13 protein-coding genes are annotated in these 17,589 nt (G+C 32.3%); 3 read left to right on the forward strand and 10 right to left on the reverse strand.

The window, feature by feature from the left end; genetic code table 11:
- The gene (locus CHRY9293_RS15695) at positions 1-921 is read left to right on the forward strand and encodes a YihY/virulence factor BrkB family protein (protein ID WP_162033849.1); all 921 of its coding nucleotides are present in this window, start codon (positions 1-3) and stop codon (positions 919-921) included.
- 61 nt (positions 922-982) lie between these two features.
- Here the strand turns inward: CHRY9293_RS15695 and argS are convergent, their stop codons facing one another.
- The 4 genes from argS to CHRY9293_RS15715 form a co-directional block, all read right to left on the reverse strand.
- Positions 983-2,749: an arginine--tRNA ligase gene (gene argS / locus CHRY9293_RS15700; protein ID WP_162033850.1), complete on the reverse strand. Its 1,767-nt coding sequence runs from the start codon at positions 2,747-2,749 to the stop codon at positions 983-985.
- Positions 2,750-2,907: 158 nt separating this feature from the next.
- The gene (locus CHRY9293_RS15705; protein WP_162033851.1) at positions 2,908-3,363 is read right to left on the reverse strand and encodes a lipocalin family protein; all 456 of its coding nucleotides are present in this window, start codon (positions 3,361-3,363) and stop codon (positions 2,908-2,910) included.
- A 19-nt stretch (positions 3,364-3,382) separates the two neighbouring features.
- On the reverse strand, positions 3,383-4,879 hold the full coding sequence (locus CHRY9293_RS15710; RefSeq protein ID WP_162033852.1) for a SusD/RagB family nutrient-binding outer membrane lipoprotein: 1,497 nt from the start codon (positions 4,877-4,879) through the stop codon (positions 3,383-3,385).
- A gap of 3 nt (positions 4,880-4,882) precedes the next feature.
- Positions 4,883-7,894: a SusC/RagA family TonB-linked outer membrane protein gene (locus CHRY9293_RS15715; protein ID WP_162033853.1), complete on the reverse strand. Its 3,012-nt coding sequence runs from the start codon at positions 7,892-7,894 to the stop codon at positions 4,883-4,885.
- Positions 7,895-8,028: 134 nt separating this feature from the next.
- On the opposite strand from CHRY9293_RS15715, the gene CHRY9293_RS15720 reads away from it, so the two are divergent.
- On the forward strand, positions 8,029-8,613 hold the full coding sequence (locus tag CHRY9293_RS15720; RefSeq protein ID WP_162033854.1) for a ribonuclease HII: 585 nt from the start codon (positions 8,029-8,031) through the stop codon (positions 8,611-8,613).
- A 117-nt stretch (positions 8,614-8,730) separates the two neighbouring features.
- Here the strand turns inward: CHRY9293_RS15720 and yidC are convergent, their stop codons facing one another.
- The 6 genes from yidC to CHRY9293_RS15750 all read right to left on the reverse strand — a co-directional run bounded on the left by yidC (position 8,731) and on the right by CHRY9293_RS15750 (position 15,688).
- Positions 8,731-10,530 carry a membrane protein insertase YidC gene (gene yidC / locus CHRY9293_RS15725; protein ID WP_162033855.1) on the reverse strand — a complete coding sequence of 600 codons (1,800 nt, stop codon included), beginning with the start codon at positions 10,528-10,530 and terminating at the stop codon, positions 8,731-8,733.
- 179 nt (positions 10,531-10,709) lie between these two features.
- Positions 10,710-12,317, reverse strand: coding sequence for a CTP synthase (locus CHRY9293_RS15730; protein WP_162033856.1), 1,608 nt, complete (start codon positions 12,315-12,317; stop codon positions 10,710-10,712).
- Positions 12,318-12,602: 285 nt separating this feature from the next.
- The gene (locus tag CHRY9293_RS15735; RefSeq protein WP_162033857.1) at positions 12,603-13,700 is read right to left on the reverse strand and encodes a calcium:proton antiporter; all 1,098 of its coding nucleotides are present in this window, start codon (positions 13,698-13,700) and stop codon (positions 12,603-12,605) included.
- Positions 13,701-13,913: 213 nt separating this feature from the next.
- Positions 13,914-14,372, reverse strand: coding sequence for a MaoC family dehydratase (locus CHRY9293_RS15740; RefSeq protein ID WP_162033858.1), 459 nt, complete (start codon positions 14,370-14,372; stop codon positions 13,914-13,916).
- A gap of 304 nt (positions 14,373-14,676) precedes the next feature.
- On the reverse strand, positions 14,677-14,871 hold the full coding sequence (locus CHRY9293_RS15745; protein WP_162033859.1) for a cold-shock protein: 195 nt from the start codon (positions 14,869-14,871) through the stop codon (positions 14,677-14,679).
- Between the two features lie 106 nt (positions 14,872-14,977).
- On the reverse strand, positions 14,978-15,688 hold the full coding sequence (locus tag CHRY9293_RS15750; RefSeq protein ID WP_228455569.1) for a DEAD/DEAH box helicase: 711 nt from the start codon (positions 15,686-15,688) through the stop codon (positions 14,978-14,980).
- A gap of 453 nt (positions 15,689-16,141) precedes the next feature.
- Here CHRY9293_RS15750 and CHRY9293_RS15755 point away from each other — a divergent pair, with 453 nt between their 5' ends.
- Positions 16,142-17,089 carry a beta-1,6-N-acetylglucosaminyltransferase gene (locus tag CHRY9293_RS15755; protein WP_228455570.1) on the forward strand — a complete coding sequence of 316 codons (948 nt, stop codon included), beginning with the start codon at positions 16,142-16,144 and terminating at the stop codon, positions 17,087-17,089.
- Positions 17,090-17,589: the final 500 nt, after the last annotated feature.

Below are 17,589 nucleotides of genomic sequence, written 5' to 3' on the forward strand. Positions count from 1 at the left end.
ATGGTCAAGAACATACAATTTTTCTGGGAAGTTTTAAAGGAAACATATTCTGAATGGAATAGCTCTTATGCGTCGAGAGATTCTGCAAGTTTAGCCTATTACGCTATTTTCTCTATTCCGGGTTTATTAATTATTATTATATGGATTTCAGGACACTTTTTAGGAGAAGAAGCCATACGTGGAGAAATAAGCAACCAAATTAGTGGACTGATGGGAAATGAAGTCGCTAAAAGCATCCAGGATATGATCGCAGGAGCCTTAATTGATAAGCAAAATATTTTCATGAAAATAATCGGAATAGGTTCCTTAGTATTTGGTTCCACTACTCTTTTTTTTCAATTACAACATGCATTAAATACTCTTTGGGATGTAGAAGCAGCACCCAAAAAAGCATTTGTAAAGTTTCTTTTGGATAGAGCTAATTCATTAGGAATGATTCTTATTCTAGGATTTCTACTCATGATCACCATGGTCTTATCTTCCCTTATAAGTTTATTTAATAATTGGATAACCCATTACTTTGGATTTGAGACATATATGTTGGTAGAACTCGTTAATTTCGTGATCGGTTTTGGATTGGTAATGCTTCTTTTTGCTTTAATGTTTAAAGTACTACCAGATGTACAGATCGGGTGGAAATATGTATGGAGAGGAGCCTTACTCACAACTATTCTTTTCACTTTAGGTAAATTTTTGCTAAGCCTTTATTTTGGTCATTTTAAACCAACCTCAACTTTTGGGACAGCGGGAACAGTCATTTTGATTATGATGTGGATCAACTATTCGTGTATGCTGATTTTCTTCGGAGCTGAGTTTACCAAAGTATATAGCTACAAAAAGGGATATACAATTATTCCCTCAAAACATGCGAAATGGAGTGATGCAAAATTATACGAGGATAGCATTAAAAACAACAAGTAAACTAAAATATTACCATTTTCACTCATAAAAAAACCTCCTGATCGCTCAAGAGGTTTTATTTTTACATTCTGTTTACTGTTCCTATTCCCAGTAAACCTAAAGATTTTTTTATTGTTTTTGCAGTTAATTCTGATAAATTCAAACGGAATTGTTTTAAGTTTTCATCCTCTAGCTTTACAATCGGTGTACTTTGATTTTGATAGAATGAATTGTAAGATTTTACTAAATCATAAATATAGTTAGCAATCAATGCAGGGCTTAATGCTTCTGCGGCTCTGTCTACAATCACTTTATAATTGGTTAATAAAACAATTAATTCTTTTTCAAAATGATCAACTGTTATATCAGATACTTCTTTATATGTAAAATCCGCTTTGGCTAATAAAGATTGAATACGAGCATAAGTATATTGAATAAACGGACCTGTGTTACCATTAAACTCAATACTTTCTTCAGGATTAAATAACATTTTTTTCTTAGGATCAACTTTTAGCATAAAATACTTTAATGCTCCTAGACCTACTGTTTCGTACGAAGCCTCCTTTTGTTCTTCGGAAAGATGTTCCAACTTTCCTAATTCTTGTGATTTAGCTTTTGCCGTCTCGTACATTTCCTGCATCAAATCATCTGCATCAACCACAGTTCCTTCTCTAGATTTCATTTTTCCATGAGGAAGTTCAACCATTCCGTAAGATAAATGATAAAGCTGATCTGCCCATGAATATCCTAATTTGCTTAAGATTTTAAACAAAACTTGAAAATGGTAATCTTGTTCATTTCCTACTGTATATATTAACTTCTGAATATTATTTTCCTTAAAACGCTCCACAGCCGTTCCTAAATCTTGCGTCATATATACTGAGGTACCATCTGAACGTAATAAAAGTTTTTGATCCAAACCTTCATTGGTAAGATCACACCATACAGATCCATCTTCTTTTTGATATAGCACATTTTTATCTAGGCCTTCTTGTATAAGATCTTTGCCTAAAATATAAGTATTGCTTTCATATTGAACTTGGTCAAAATCAACTCCTAATCTATTATATGTTTCATTAAAACCTTTATATACCCAAGAATTCATTTCATTCCAAAGCTTTCTTACTTTTTCATCTCCATTTTCCCAATCAAGTAACATTTTTTGTGCTTCCTTCATCAAGGGAGCTTCTTTTTTAGCTACCTCCTCACTCATCCCTTGTGAAACCAATTCAGCAATTTCTTGTTTGTACTCCTGATCAAATTTCACATAATAATTCCCAACAAATTTATCTCCTTTAACCTGGGTTTCCTCAGGAGTCTCTCCTTTTCCGAACTTTTCCCACGCCAACATTGATTTGCAAATATGGATCCCTCTATCATTAATAATCTGAGTTTTAACAACATCATATCCGGCTTCTTTAAGAATTTGAGCTACAGAAAATCCTAATAAATTATTTCTGATATGCCCTAAATGTAATGGCTTATTGGTATTAGGAGAAGAATATTCTACCATCACTGTAGCATTTTTCTTTTCTATAATATCAAAATCATTGATTATAGATTTAAAGTTATCTATAAAAAATTGATTTTTAATTTTAATATTAAGGAAACCTTTTATCACATTAAAACTTTCCAATAGTTCTGTTTGCTCAGTTAAAGCTTCTCCCAATTCAACAGCTATACTTTCAGGATTTTTTTTCAACTGCTTTACCAAAGGAAAAGTCACAATAGTATAATCTCCTTCAAACTCCGTTTTATTCTCCTGAATTTCCAATTGGATGTCCTTTAATTGGTATACATTTAAAATAACCTGTGAAAGTTTTTCTTCTATAATATATTTAATATTCATTTATTTACCACTTATTTTGTAGCCATGAATCTGACTTTAAAATTATATTTTATGGTATAAAATAATCTTACAATTATTCCATATCAATTTTCGAAATACAAATATACGGAAATAAAAAAACCGCCCGAAGGCGGTAAGTATGAATGTTAAATACTTTTTTATTGTTTTGTAAAAATTAAACTTGCCTCATCATTCCCTGGAATACCATCCAAATCTTTAGAATTATCAAAGATTTTCAATTCTACATCAGAAAAATCTTCTACTTCTTTTGTTAAAGTTTTAGTAACTCCATTTTCTTTATAAGATAAGGTAAGCATTCTATTCATTGCATCATAGCCCCATTTTCCTGCAAATGAGATAAACTTATTACAATTATTGTCTACTGATGATTTTCCAAATTCTTCATAAACTCCAGAAAAATCAATATTTACAAGAAGTTGTCCATTTTTTTCACAATCAGGCAAAGAATAAATTTTTCCTTTATACTCATATCTTGAAGGCTTCCACATTCCATTGATATTAGGAATCTCAAAAGTAGTATCTTCTCTACTATCACCATTTGAACATGATGAAACCAATATCATTGCAACTATAAGATTCGTTAAAAATTTCATAAATATATTATTTCATTCATTAAAAAACGTCCCAAAAAACTTTTGTAGTAACTTGGTCACCTCCAATTTTTTGAGCTGCGGCCGTAACATTATCTTTATTCAATAAATATTCTTGATCAGAATATTTCATTCTTACAGGTACTCCATCCACAGATGAATCTGCTGGATTATCGAACATAGGTTGATCTAACCTTCTTGCAAAATTCCATGCTTGGAAACCTTTATTAAACATAGCCACCCATGCTTGGAAGCCTATTGATTGTTTCCAGTTAGATGCATTAAATGGATTAGCAGTGATGAAGGCGTTAGCTGCTGTATCAGCAATACCATATTCTGTCATAGATGCTTTAATAGCATCAGCATACAATGAAGCTGCAGTTCCTCCAACGCTAAAACCTCTTGCAGCAGCCTCTGCTCTTAAAAAAGTAATTTCTGTAAAATCTAATAAATATCCTTGGGAATTTTCTGTAATAAGTCTATATCCACTATCTTCTCCAAAGTCGTCAGTTTTTGTTGAAGTCATATGAGAATATGAAAAGAAAGGATTCTGCGCTCCATAAACACCTCCTACATATTGATTATTAACTTTAGTAAACCATCTTCCTCGTCTAGGATCTGAAGTAGAATTCATATAATTTACTAATATATCTGAAGGAATAAAATCATTTCTTCCGGACTGTATCAATTCCTGATACACCGGATTAGCAAATAAGCCGGAAGGAAATGCTGCCAAGCCAAAATTATCCGCTTTATCAACAAATAATCCTGCATTATATGCTGCCTCAGCATATGTTTTTGCCAAAGCTGGTTCTACGTCTGATATAGTAACAGCTAACTTAAATTTAAGAGAGTTAGCCATTTTTTGCCATTTAGACATATTTCCTTGATAATAGAGATCAGCACTATATCCCAATTCCGAAGTATTAATCATAGCATTTGCATCATCAATTCTTTTAATAAGGTCCATATATATCGTCTTTGCATCATCATATGGAATTTCAGAAGCTCCTGGATTATCTGGAACCGCTTTTAGTGTTCCAAAATAAGGTACGTCTCCATAAGTATCTACTAGATTAGCCCATGTATATACACTAATTAGCTCTATAATAGCTATATTATTATTTTTCTGAACCGCACTAATGTTCTCATTCTGAAGGAATGTTTTTGCATCACGAAGAGCCGATAGCACACCTGGAGAATGAACAGTAGCTGAGCTAGAGGCCATCATTCTATTATAATGATTTCTAGGAATCGGTCTTGTTACCATATCGTAATTAGATTCATCAATATAAGTTGTTTGAGCCCATTGTTGAGTAAAAAATCTCGATATATTGTTATTTACATTGGCGGTTAACAATTGCGAAATCAACTCTTGCTGTGCACTGGCTACTAATAGACCGGATGGTACAACAGTAGGGTGCTTAGGATCTTCATTTAATGAAGTTATATCTCTTTCGCAAGAATGAGTAACTACTGTTAAAGAAATTATACTAAGTATTAAAAATATTTTTTTCATTTTCTAGAATTTTAATGTTACATTGATACCTATGTCACGAGTTGTTGGCAAAACTCCAATAGAGTTTCCTTTTGAAGCAAGACCATTTCCTGTTCCTGTTTCTGGATCAGCATAAGGTAAATTTTTATGTATGATCCAAAGGTTTCTTCCTACAATAGAAATTTTAGCTTCTTGAATTGACGTATTTGCTAAAATTGATTTAGGAAGACTATACCCAATACTTGCTTCTCTTAACTTGACATAGGAAGCATCATAAACAAATCTTTTATTTGGCATCCTTCTATAACCATCCACATTTCCAAAATTATAAGGTGCAGTTGTTGGTGTTGTATTTACCTGCCCATTAGGATTTACTCCTGGATGAACTACTCCTGTAACCCTGTAATCTCCCACCGCTGTTTCTTCATACAAACCAGTAGCAAGACCATAATACATATCCGTTGAAAATACATCTCCTCCATGTTTTACATCAATAAGGAAACTTACAGATAACCCTTTATAGGTAAAACTATTTCTCACTCCTCCAATCCAGTCTGGGGTAATATTACCTATAACTTGATTAGGATTTGTTAAATATCTTCCGGTGGTAGGATTAATAACAGGTTGTCCATTCAAATAAACATAATCAGATCCTACCAAGGCACCAAAAGCTTCCCCTACCCTTGCATTTAACGATACTCCACCTTGGTACGAAGCTAATAAATAATTTTGAGAATTTCCATATAGCTTAATTACTTTATTTTCATTTTTCGACCAATTCACATCAATATCCCATTTAAAATCAGTGGTTTTAAATGGAGTTCCATTCAGCTGGATTTCAATACCCTGGTTATTAATTTGTCCTGCATTCACTAAGAAGGTTCTATATCCTGTCGCTGACGATACTGGAAGATTAATAATCTGGTTAGTAGTACGTGTTTTATAAACTGCAATATCGAAACCTAATCTATTTTTAAAGAATTGAGCTTCCATACCAAATTCTACTTCTCTAGATCTCTGAGGTTTTAAATCTGGATTTGCAAGGAAATAAGATTGATTAAGAAGACCTATACTTCCAAAACCTCCTCTCACTCTATAAGTATTTTGTAATCTATAATTTTCAGTAGAAGACCCTACCTCTGCATAGTTTCCTCTTACTTTCCAGAAGCTTAACCAACTTGGTTTCCATAATTCTGAAAGAATCACAGCTCCTGTTACGGAAGGATAAACATATGTATTATTTTCTTTTGGCAAATTCGAACTTTGATCCGATCTCACAGTACCATCTACAAACACCAAATTTTTATATCCAAAAGAAGCTGTAGCGTAAACCCCAGAAGTTAGCCATTTAGAATAGTTCTCATTCGGTGGAATAATTGGATTTACTGAATTTGAAATAGCAAATAATCCAGGGGTTGCAAGCCCTCCCTCAGTACTAGTGTACATATTATCTATTAAATTTCTTCTCACATTCCCTCCAACAAGACCACTTACATTTAAATCACTTGTGATATCAAATTTATAATTTAAAAATAAGTCAAAGTTAGTCTCTGTTGTACGAATATCTTGACGAGAATACCCTGAAGTTACATTATTACCTGAAGCTCCAAATGCTTGTGGTAAAGATCCATTCATTAAACGTTCTTCAATCTGCATTTGTAATTGATCATATGATAATTTCCCAGTAATTCCGAAGTTTTTAGTAATATCATATTTCAACTGTGCATAACTGAAACTTCTTGTTCTTGTATCAGATTGATAATTTTGATATCGTTGGAAATATGGATTATTCCAATAAATAGGTGTACCATCCTCTCCAGATGTTCTATTCCAAGTATTATTTCCATTATTAGTTCTTATATAGGCATCCTTTAGTGATAAAACATCCACGTTCGTTTGCCACCATTGTCTAAATCCTGTTACCACATTATCCGAATATCCCGTTTCATTTCTTCCTTTCGTATCCTGAATTGTCAAGGTAGAAAAAACAGTAGCATGAAGTTTATCTGTAAAATCATAATTAAACTTTGCAGACAAACTGTTTTTTCTTAAGTCCGAATTGGGCAATAAACCATTCGAAAGCATATTCGAATAAGATAATGATATATTAGATGACTTATTCCCTTTTTCTAATGAAATTGTATTAACATACGTAACAGGTGTTTCAAAAAATTTTATAGGGCCATTTTTCGCAGCAACCCAAGGCGTTGCCATTCCATAAGTAGGAGATGTAGGATCATATGAATCCCATTGACGAACTAATAAATTAGGATTAAATTCTGCGCCATATGAGGCATCTTCAGTAAAAGGAACCTGAAACTGTCCCGTAAGAGGATCATGATTAAAATACTCATCTGGATTACCATCTCCATTTGTATCATTTCCGTATACAGGACCATAACCTGCCCCATATCTTGTTTGATATTTAGGAAAAGTTGATTTATCAATAAATCCAGCAGTAATTCCCGAAGTAAGTGTAACCCCCCAACTTCCATCTTGTTTTCCGCGTCCGTTTTTCGTTACAATTAAAATAACCCCGTCACTACCACGTTCGCCATATAGAGCAGAAGCAGCTGCTCCTTTCAAAACGTTGATACTTTCAATATCGTCCTGGTTAATATCGGATAAGAAGTTCCCATAGTCAAAAGTAGACCCGGATACTGTTCCGTTATTAACAGGAGAACCATCTATTACGATTAAAGGATTTCCACCGCTTAGAGATTTATAACCTCTTATTAATAAATTGGCTGATCCTCCAAAATTGTTGTTAGTATTAACTTGCAACCCTGAAACTTTCCCTGAAAGCAAGGATGCAACGTTTCCTGTATTAGTAGTTCCGCCAGTAAGAGCTTCTGCTTTTACTTCCTCGGAAGCATATCCTAAAGATTTCTTCTCTCTCTTGATACCTAAAGCTGTCACTACCACCCCTTCAATGTCTTGTGTTCTTACCGTATCGCTCTTTTTCTGTTGAGCGTTCGCAACCGCTACAGACGAGGATAGCACTAAAATAAGTACACCTGTTGTTAGTTTCTTCATATCAAATTTAATTTTGTTATCACAAATTTGTGAAACTTTCTTAAAAGCCACAATGCAAAAAACAAAAAAATTATTATCATTTCGACTTTCGCATAATTTTCGTTAATTTTGTACGATAAATTTTATCAAACTTTATGGAATTAATAAAAAAATGGAGCAATTTTTACACAGAAGCAGGTTGTGACGAAGTTGGAAGAGGATGTTTATGTGGACCAGTTGTAGCAGCTAGCGTAATATTGGATGAAAATTTTAACCAAAGTTTAATAAATGATTCAAAAAAATTAAGTTTCAAAACCCGCATGGAGCTGGACAGTTACATCAAAGACAATGTAAAAAATTATGCTATTGCAGAGCTATCGGCGGAATTTATTGATCAGCATAACATACTAAATGCCAGCATACATGCCATGCACAATGCATTAGATAAATTGACTATAAAACCAGAACTCATTTTAGTTGACGGAAATAAGTTTCACCCTTATAATTATATCCCACATGAGTGTATTATAAAGGGAGATTCAAAAGTTTTGGCAATAGCCGCAGCTTCAATTTTAGCCAAAAATTACCGCGATAAATTAATGATTAACCTCCATGATGAATATCCGGAATATGGATGGAATACCAACTTTGGATATGCCACTAAAAAACACCAAGAAGCCCTTATAAAGCACGGTCCAACCAAATATCACAGAAAGTCTTTTCGATTAAAATATGACTAGAATTCACATCAAAGCAAATTATAGATTTTATATCACGTATTCATGAAATTTAAAATCTTTCTAAATAAAAAAGAGAAGCAATAAATTACTTCTCTTTTTTGTTATATTAAATTAATTTTATTTCTTTTTATTTCTTTGTTGCTCTTGCGATCTCTGTTGCTCTTGAGCTTTTTCCATCATTTCTCTCATACGTCTTTGAAATTTTCCTTCTGCTTTAGGTTTTTCTTTGTTGGCTTGAATCTGTGCATGAATTTTTTTCTCATCCAAAATCAAATATTTAATCACAAGGATTATTAAGATGTTAATCGCATTAGAAACAAAATAATACCAAGAAAGTCCCGACGCTGATGTATTAAGGAAGAATAAGAATGTAATCGGGAAAATATACATTAATACCTTCATATTTGGCATTCCTTCTTGTTGAGGCTGTTGCATATTACCCGAAGTCATCACCGTATAAATTAAAATAACAATAGTACAAGCAAGTGCAAATACACTTAAATGATCTCCTAAGAAAGGAACTTTGAATGGTAATTTAATTAAATCATCATACGCCGTTAAATCTTTTGCAAACCAAAATCCTTGCCCTCTCAAATCTATAAAGTTCGGAAAGAATCGGAATAAAGCATAAAAGATCGGGATCTGAACCAAAGCCGGTAAACAACCTGCCATTTGATTTACCCCCGCTTTTCTATAAACTTCCATAGTAGCTTGCTGCTTCTTCATTGGGTCTGCATCCTTCAATCTTGCATTCACCTCATCAATTTCAGGGCGAATTACTCTCATCATTGCACTTAGCTTATGCTGCTTATACATGATGGGAGATAAGATCAATTTCACAATGATCGTCATTATGAAAATCACCCAACCTGCAGTTAATCCCCAACCTGCAATGAAATTATACATTGGCATGAAGAAATAACGGTTCATCGCTCCAATGAAAGACCATCCTAATGGTAGAATTTCATCAAAGTTTTTATCGTAAGACTTCAGTAACGTCAAATCCAAAGGCATAAAATACCAAGTAAAATCTTGATTTAATTCACTTCCTGTCATTTGAACAAAACCTTCATAATTCAGTTTTTTCAAATATTCACCCTCTTCAATATTTTCCTGATTTCCCTTACTTTGAGTAAATCCATTTTTAGCCTCAATTACAGAAGAAAAGAATTGTTGCTTTACTCCAATCCAGTTTAGGGTCTCCTTCTCTTCCTCCATAGTTGTTCTTCCATCATAATCATACTTTTTATAATTATCGAAAGCATATGAAAATTCAGAATGCGATTGCTCCTGTGCTCTTCCTTTTTCTAAATTTCTTACACTATAATCCCAAATAAAATCAGCTTTATTATCTGTTGTAATAGCAGATACCCCTTGAGTTCTAACTTTAAAATCTAATCTATATTTGTCTAGTAAAGTATAAATAAATTGAATCACAGCTCCATTGTAATTAGCTGTCATGGTTATGGTATTTCCATTAACAACGGGAGCAAAAACCAAATCTTTGGTACTAATTACCTTTCCTGTTTTATCCTTAAACTGGAAACCATAATTTGAATTATTTTTATTGATTAAATAAAGAGGAAGGTCCGCTCTATCTGTTTTATGATCATAAGCTTTGTATTCTGAAAGCTCTACTTTAGAAACCTGTCCCCCTAAGCTACTGAATTCAATTTTCAGCTCTTTGTTAGCAAGATCCGCAGTTTGAATCGCACCTGGAGTTACATTTGGATTGATATTGCTTGCCTGAGTTTGTTTTACAGCATTTTTTACCTGTTCGGTTTTCTGTTGTTGAGTTTTCAATTGCTCCTCTTTAGCTTGCTTATTTTGAAAATAAAACATGGAGCCGAAAAGAACCAAACATAAAACCGCAAAACTAATCATTTGACTTTTATCGAGTCCGTTGTTTTGTTGCATTTTATTTTTTATTAAAAATTGTAAATTAAACAAGTATCACAAAGTGCTACTTTTTGAGCTGACAAAAATACTGTTTTTTTATCAAAAACTCTATGCTTTACTACGTTACTATATAATAAACTCAAGCTGAAAATAATCAACCTGAGTTATTAGAAAGACGTTATAGTATATAAATTACTTTATTTCTTTTCACAAGCCTTAATGAAAGCTTTGAATAATGGATGCGGAGTTGCCACCGTACTTTTGTATTCCGGATGATACTGTACTCCCACATAGAAAGGATGTTCAGGCATTTCTAAAGCTTCTACCAATCCGGTTTCCGGATTTGTTCCCGTAGCTAAGAAACCATTCTTTTCAAACTCATTCAAATAATCACTATTGAATTCATATCGGTGACGATGTCTTTCAGAAATATTTTTACTTCCATAAATATCGAAAAGTTTAGAACCACTTTTCACACTACATTTCCAAGCTCCAAGACGCATTGTCCCTCCTTTATCTACCACATTCTTCTGTTCTTCCATTAATGAAATTACAGAATGTTCCGTCGAGGTATCAAACTCCATAGAGTTAGCCTTAGTATACCCCAAAACATTACGTGCAAATTCAATAGTCATGATTTGCATCCCTAAGCAAATTCCCAACATAGGAATTTTATTTTCTCTAGCATATTTTGCCGTAAGCACTTTTCCTTCGATTCCTCGATCTCCAAATCCAGGTGCAATAAGAATTCCATCAACCCCTTTTAAAGTACTCTTGATATTTTCTTCTGTAATATCACCACTGTAAACCCATCTTACTTTAACCTCAGTTTCGAGGCCCGCACCGGCATGCTTGAAAGCTTCAGCAATAGAAATATAGGAATCCTGAAGAGAAACATATTTTCCCACCAATGCAATTTCAATAGATTTTTTTGGATTTTGAAACTTTTTAAGAAAACTCTTCCATTCTTTAAGATCAGCGTCTTTATCACTTTTCAGATCCAATTCTTTTAAAACAACCTCATCAAAGTTTTGCTTTTGCAAATACATAGGAACTTCATAAATCGTTTCCAAATCTTTACATTCAATAACATTCTCTAAAGGAACATTACAAAATTGAGCTAATTTTGCTCTCTGATCTTTTGGTATTTTATGTTCTGTTCTGCAAACCAATACGTCTGCCATAATCCCACTTTCCATCAACTGACGAACAGAATGTTGAGAAGGTTTTGTTTTTAATTCTCCACTTGATGCTAAATAAGGAAGCAGTGTTAAATGGATTACCATAGAATTATTTTCTCCTAATTCCCATTTCAACTGACGAACAGTTTCAATGTAAGGTAGAGACTCAATATCACCCACTGTTCCACCTATTTCAGTAATAATGATATCATAGTTCTGCTTAGATAATATTTTAATTCTACGCTTAATTTCATTAGTAATATGAGGAATTACCTGAACAGTTTTCCCCAGGAAGTCCCCTTTTCTTTCTTTTTCAATAACAGTTTGGTAGATTTTCCCGGTAGTAACATTATTATTTTGGGAAGTAGGAGCATCGAGATAACGCTCATAGTGACCTAAATCCAGATCCGTCTCCGCACCATCTTCGGTTACATAGCATTCTCCATGTTCATAAGGATTCAATGTTCCTGGGTCAATATTAATGTAAGGATCAAGTTTTTGAATTGTTACATTAAAACCACGTGATTTTAGTAGAAGTCCCAGAGAAGCAGAAACGATTCCTTTCCCCAAAGATGAAGTTACACCTCCTGTCACAAAGATGTATTTTGTATTCTTTTTACTCATTAGATTAGGTTTGTGCAAAGTTAGGGGAAAAAGAAATACAAAGCAATTTTTTAAATTTTGAAATTTGAGTTAACATAAGCATTCATATCGGTCACTTCTAAAAATATGTTAGAAAAAATAGTATATCCCAGCCTTGTTAAATACTCCGAATAAGTTTATTACATAACAAGGATACTTTAAAAGTTAAAAAATTATATTCCTTATGAAACACAATACATTTTGATAAAAATCTTTTTATTTCAATCATTAGAAAAACTTATACTTAATCCTAGCTGACATTGGTATTTAAGGCACGATCGTAATAAAAAGATAAATTAAAAATATGCCTATAAGTACTACCCCTTGCATTATATTAGTCCTACCAGTTGCTAATGAAACCGTAATAATAAAAAGCGACAGTCCTAAAAGTATTGTGGATTTAATATCTATTCCTAACACCATTCTTATTCCTGTTATTACTGATATTAAAGCAATAGCAGGAATACTCAATCCAATACTTGCCAAAGCAGAACCAAAAGCTAAATTTAATGAAGTCTGGATTTGATCATTTTTTGCAGCTCTGAATGCCGCTAAACCTTCCGGAAGAAGAACCATACCTGCAATAATTATCCCTACCACCGATTTTGGAGCGCCTATTGAGATCACAATACGTTCAACATCTTTTGAAAGAAGCTTTGCTAATAGAACTACTATCCCTAAACATAAAACCAACAACAAGCAACTGATAAATAATTCTTTTTTTGAGAATTGTTTAAGATTAGTTTGTACAGATTCCATTTCCAATAGGTGATTTCGCGGTGAAATAAAAAAGCTCCGGTGTCTAAAAGTCTGAATCATTGTAAAACCCACATATAGCCCCAAAGAAATTAAAGCTATAAAAAGTAACTGCAAAGAAGTATATTCGCCTCCTAGATGACTTATTGTATAATTCGGCAGTATAAGCACAAAAATTACAATAGCAGTAAGAGTTATTAATGCAGTACTCACTCCCTGCAATGTAAAGGTTTGTTCCCTATATCTTAGGGAACCTATAACAATACAACTCCCAATAATCCCAGTGAGTATGAACATAACCGCTGCAAAAACCGTATCTCTTGCAAGTGTAAGAGTTTCCAGTCCTGTAGCACCCATCATTATAGAAATTATCAAGCCTACTTCTATTACCGTAATAGCAAAAGCTAAGAGTAGGGTACCAAAAGGTTCACCTAAGCGATGTGCAATAACTTCTGAGTGATAAACTGCCGCAAGCACACTACCTAGTAGGGATAGTGCAAGAATTATAGAATAAAAAATTGAGGAAAAGACTAAACCTCCAAAGTAAAATAACCATGCTAAAATGGGAACTAAAAATGTCCAAATCCATAAATATTTTTTTTTCTTCATACAAAAGTTCTTTACCGCTAAATTTTATTTTTAAGAGACTTTATCGATATTTTTCACAAGTTGGACTCTCCAATATTAAAATAATAAACAGAAAGAAAATAATACGTAAGTTTCATCCTAATCGGATGACATGATAATTCATTCATTAATGCAATTTAATTAAGATTTACAAAAAAGCTTTATTGAGCTTGACCTTGCTTACAATAAGAACGCTTATAAAAACTGATAAAGAAAAATTACATCACCAATATAGGCGGGTTTTACCTGATTCCTAATAAGCAACCTTGCTTCAATTATTACTTTTATTGTTCCTTTAAGATCATTGACTGATCTCACAGTAGCCTGTAATCTTACTTCACTATTTACAGGAACTGCTTGCCCAAATTTAAAATTCTCAATCCCATAATTGATTTCCATTTTTACATTTCTCACATTGGCAATTTGTTTCCATAAAAATGGAATCAATGATAGTGTTAAATAACCATGTGCTATTGTAGAGCCAAAAGGACCTTCATCTTCAGACCGTTGTTTATCAGTATGAATCCATTGATGATCTAAAGTTGCATCTGCAAATAGATTTATTTGATTCTGGTCTATCAAATACCAAGGGGATGTCCCTATGATCTGACCTTCAAAAGACTTATATTCATTAAAATTATGGATGATAATCATATTATTTTTAATCCCTCTCAGGTTTGTATGTTTATTGGATAAAGTTTTATTTTAACACTGAATCTTAGGCTATATTAAGGCATACTACGACAACTGTATTATAATGCAAAGATTCGTTTTCTAAAAAATTATTAAAACCTCTCACATAAAGCAAGAGGTAATGAACATAATGGAAAACTAAGAAGTAATCTAACTTACATCAATGTTTTTTCAACTAATATATTCAAAATCCAAAAAGATTGAATTATATATAATACTGCATTGTAAATGATATTATTTAGCTTAAGTATAATAAAATTCTAAATTATATTAATTTTACATTAATAGCATTAAAACCTCTATCGCCTTTCTGAATATCAAAAACTACTTTATCATTTTCACGAATTATTCTTGTGTCTAATCCTGAAGAATGTACAAATACATCTTTACTCCCATCCGCGGGAGAAATAAATCCGAAGCCTTTTGCTTCATTAAAAAATTTCACTGTGCCTTGTTGCATTGTAATTATTATTAAAAACTATATTATTATACCCTGTAAACTATACAGGCTTATTTTCTATGGAAACTGATAGGGTACTCTGTAAATCCTATCAATTTTGAATATTTTAGATAATCTGGATTTTTGCCGACAGATTTTTTCCTTTTTTCATATATACAGGCTGTTGAACGTCTTGTACTATAGAAGGCAATGGATTAACAGTAATCTCAATAGCATTATTGACAATCGTCTCTGCAAATGCTCTAATATTTGAAGACATTCTAGCAGTAAAAAACAATGTTTGCCTTTTTTTAGGAACAAGTTTTAAAACTTTTTTCACATCATTTACACATCCCATATCAATCATTACATCTACCTCATCCAAAACAAGTACTTCTATTTTAGAAAGATCAATATGTCTTTGGTTAATTAAGTCCAATAATCTACTTGGTGTGGCTACAAGAATATCCACTCTTTTTCTTAAAGCAGCAAGCTGACTTCCAGCTGAAGCATCACCAAAAATAGAGAGTTGAGAGATAGGTAAATATTTACTAAAAATTCCAAAATTTTCTTCAGTCTGAATAGCTAATTCTCGGGTGGGAGTTAGTATTAAAGTTCGTATATTTACGTGCTCAGGAGCATATTTTTTTAACAGTTGCAAAATAGGCATAACAAACGTCGCTATTTTTCCCATCCCAGTTTGTGCACATGTTATAATATCTTTTCTCTCCAAAATATAGGGTATTACCAAATGCTGTATTGGAGTAGGTTTAGAATATCCAGCTTCTGTAACAGCACGAATAATGGGATTGATTAAATTTAAATTTTTGAAACTCATCATAAATTTTCGGATTTCCGATATTTTGTAAACAAACCCTTTTTATAGAATTTGAATTTATATTAAAGAATAAACAAATAAAGAATTTAATTTTCTATTCATTATCCCCCTTCTCTATGCTCGATCAACTATCTCCACTGAAATAGGATTGACCGACCTGCAATAAAATATTACTCTAAGATAAAATGACCTTTTAGAGCCTGACTTTTCATACTCAAAACCAGATGAATAATTGGGCAGCTGAAAAAGCATAACTGAAAGAAAAAAATTGTGATTTTAGACTATTACAGAATAGCAAAGGCAGAAACCTGTTTTATAAATACTTTGCTAAGTTACAATAAAACATTCGAATAAACATCAAATTAATTAATTGATTATCAAAAAGATATTTATACCTTTAGAAAATAACCTAAATTATTTACCTAAAAGTAGATGATTTTAATCTCTACTCCTATGCAAACTTCACTCCCCCTTCCACACCCTTATTTCCAAACATCAACCTCCCCTCCTATTCCATATGTAAGAATTGCTTATTTTATTATGATACATCATAAACCCGAAGTATTCAAGGAAATGTTTAAGAAGATATATACGAAGGATCAATTCTACCTTATCCATATTGACAGGAAAGCGAAGTCAGAAATAACAGAGGAAATCCAGCTATATTTAGTACAGTTTCCCAATGTCTATATTTTAGAAAGTATGAATATCGTCTCGGGAGGGTTTGGTATGATTCAGGCCGAACTCAATGCAATAGAATATCTACTTAATGTAAGCCAAGAATGGGATTATTTTATCAATTTAAGTGGAGAAGATTACCCGCTCAAATCACAGAATATCATCCGTGAATTTCTTACAAATAACAACGGAAGAAATTATCTTTTTTACTATGATCAAAAGTTTTACAGACCTGATACACTTCAGAGGATACAAAATCATTTTACAGAATTAACCCATAAAATATCCTCCTTTATCCATAAAAGAGAATTTATGGAAGGTATTATACCCTATATAGGAGGGAAATGGATCATCCTCACAAGAGAAGCATGTCTTTTTATAACTCATAATAAAAAAGTAAGGGATTTTAAAGACTATTATCTGCATACTTTTTTACCTGCCGAATCATTTTTTCAGACTGTACTTATGAACACAAACTTTAATGATATTATTGTGAATGATGATAAAAGAGCAATCATTGAAAAAAATATTTTTAATAAAGATCAATACATTGACAATTTAATAGAGTCTCTGAAATCCAGCAATCAACTTTTCATTAGAAAAATAAATAATAAAACTAATACACACCTTCTGAAATATATGAGAGAAAGCTATCTTACTCCATTACCCAAAATAGACGAGATTGAAAGAGAACTTATAAGAAATAATTTCCAAAACAATTGATTTACATAGCATTAATTCATAGTGAAATAAAAAATATATGCTTTTCCCAAAAATCAATCTTTCTTTCATAATAAGGATAAAAAGATTTTTCTTATAAACATAATAAAGGAGAATCGAATGTCCAACAAAATTAAGTGGGACTGAAGGAACATAAACCTTTTAATGCTTCGGGATGTGATGAGAAGAAAATACTTTATATAATTTACAAACCAAGAAAAGACAATTTAATAAAAAAGAACAAGCGAAATGAATGAACTCCCAAACTAAAAAATGACCGAACAGTTCTTTTTGAAAGTTCAAATTCATATTGATAATTATTGCTTAATTAGTTCAATAAACAAACTAATCTCAACATCTTTAGGGTAGTGTCTCCCTAACTGTGTAAGTTAAAAAGTTATTCTGGAAAATTTAGAGCTCTTACAGCTCAAGAAATTTTTCGGAACTCACTTTTTATTATTTTTAACCATTACATAGTTATGATTGACAAAGAAGATTTACTA

The sequence above is a fragment of the Chryseobacterium potabilaquae genome (assembly GCF_902728265.1).
Classification (GTDB): domain Bacteria; phylum Bacteroidota; class Bacteroidia; order Flavobacteriales; family Weeksellaceae; genus Chryseobacterium; species Chryseobacterium potabilaquae.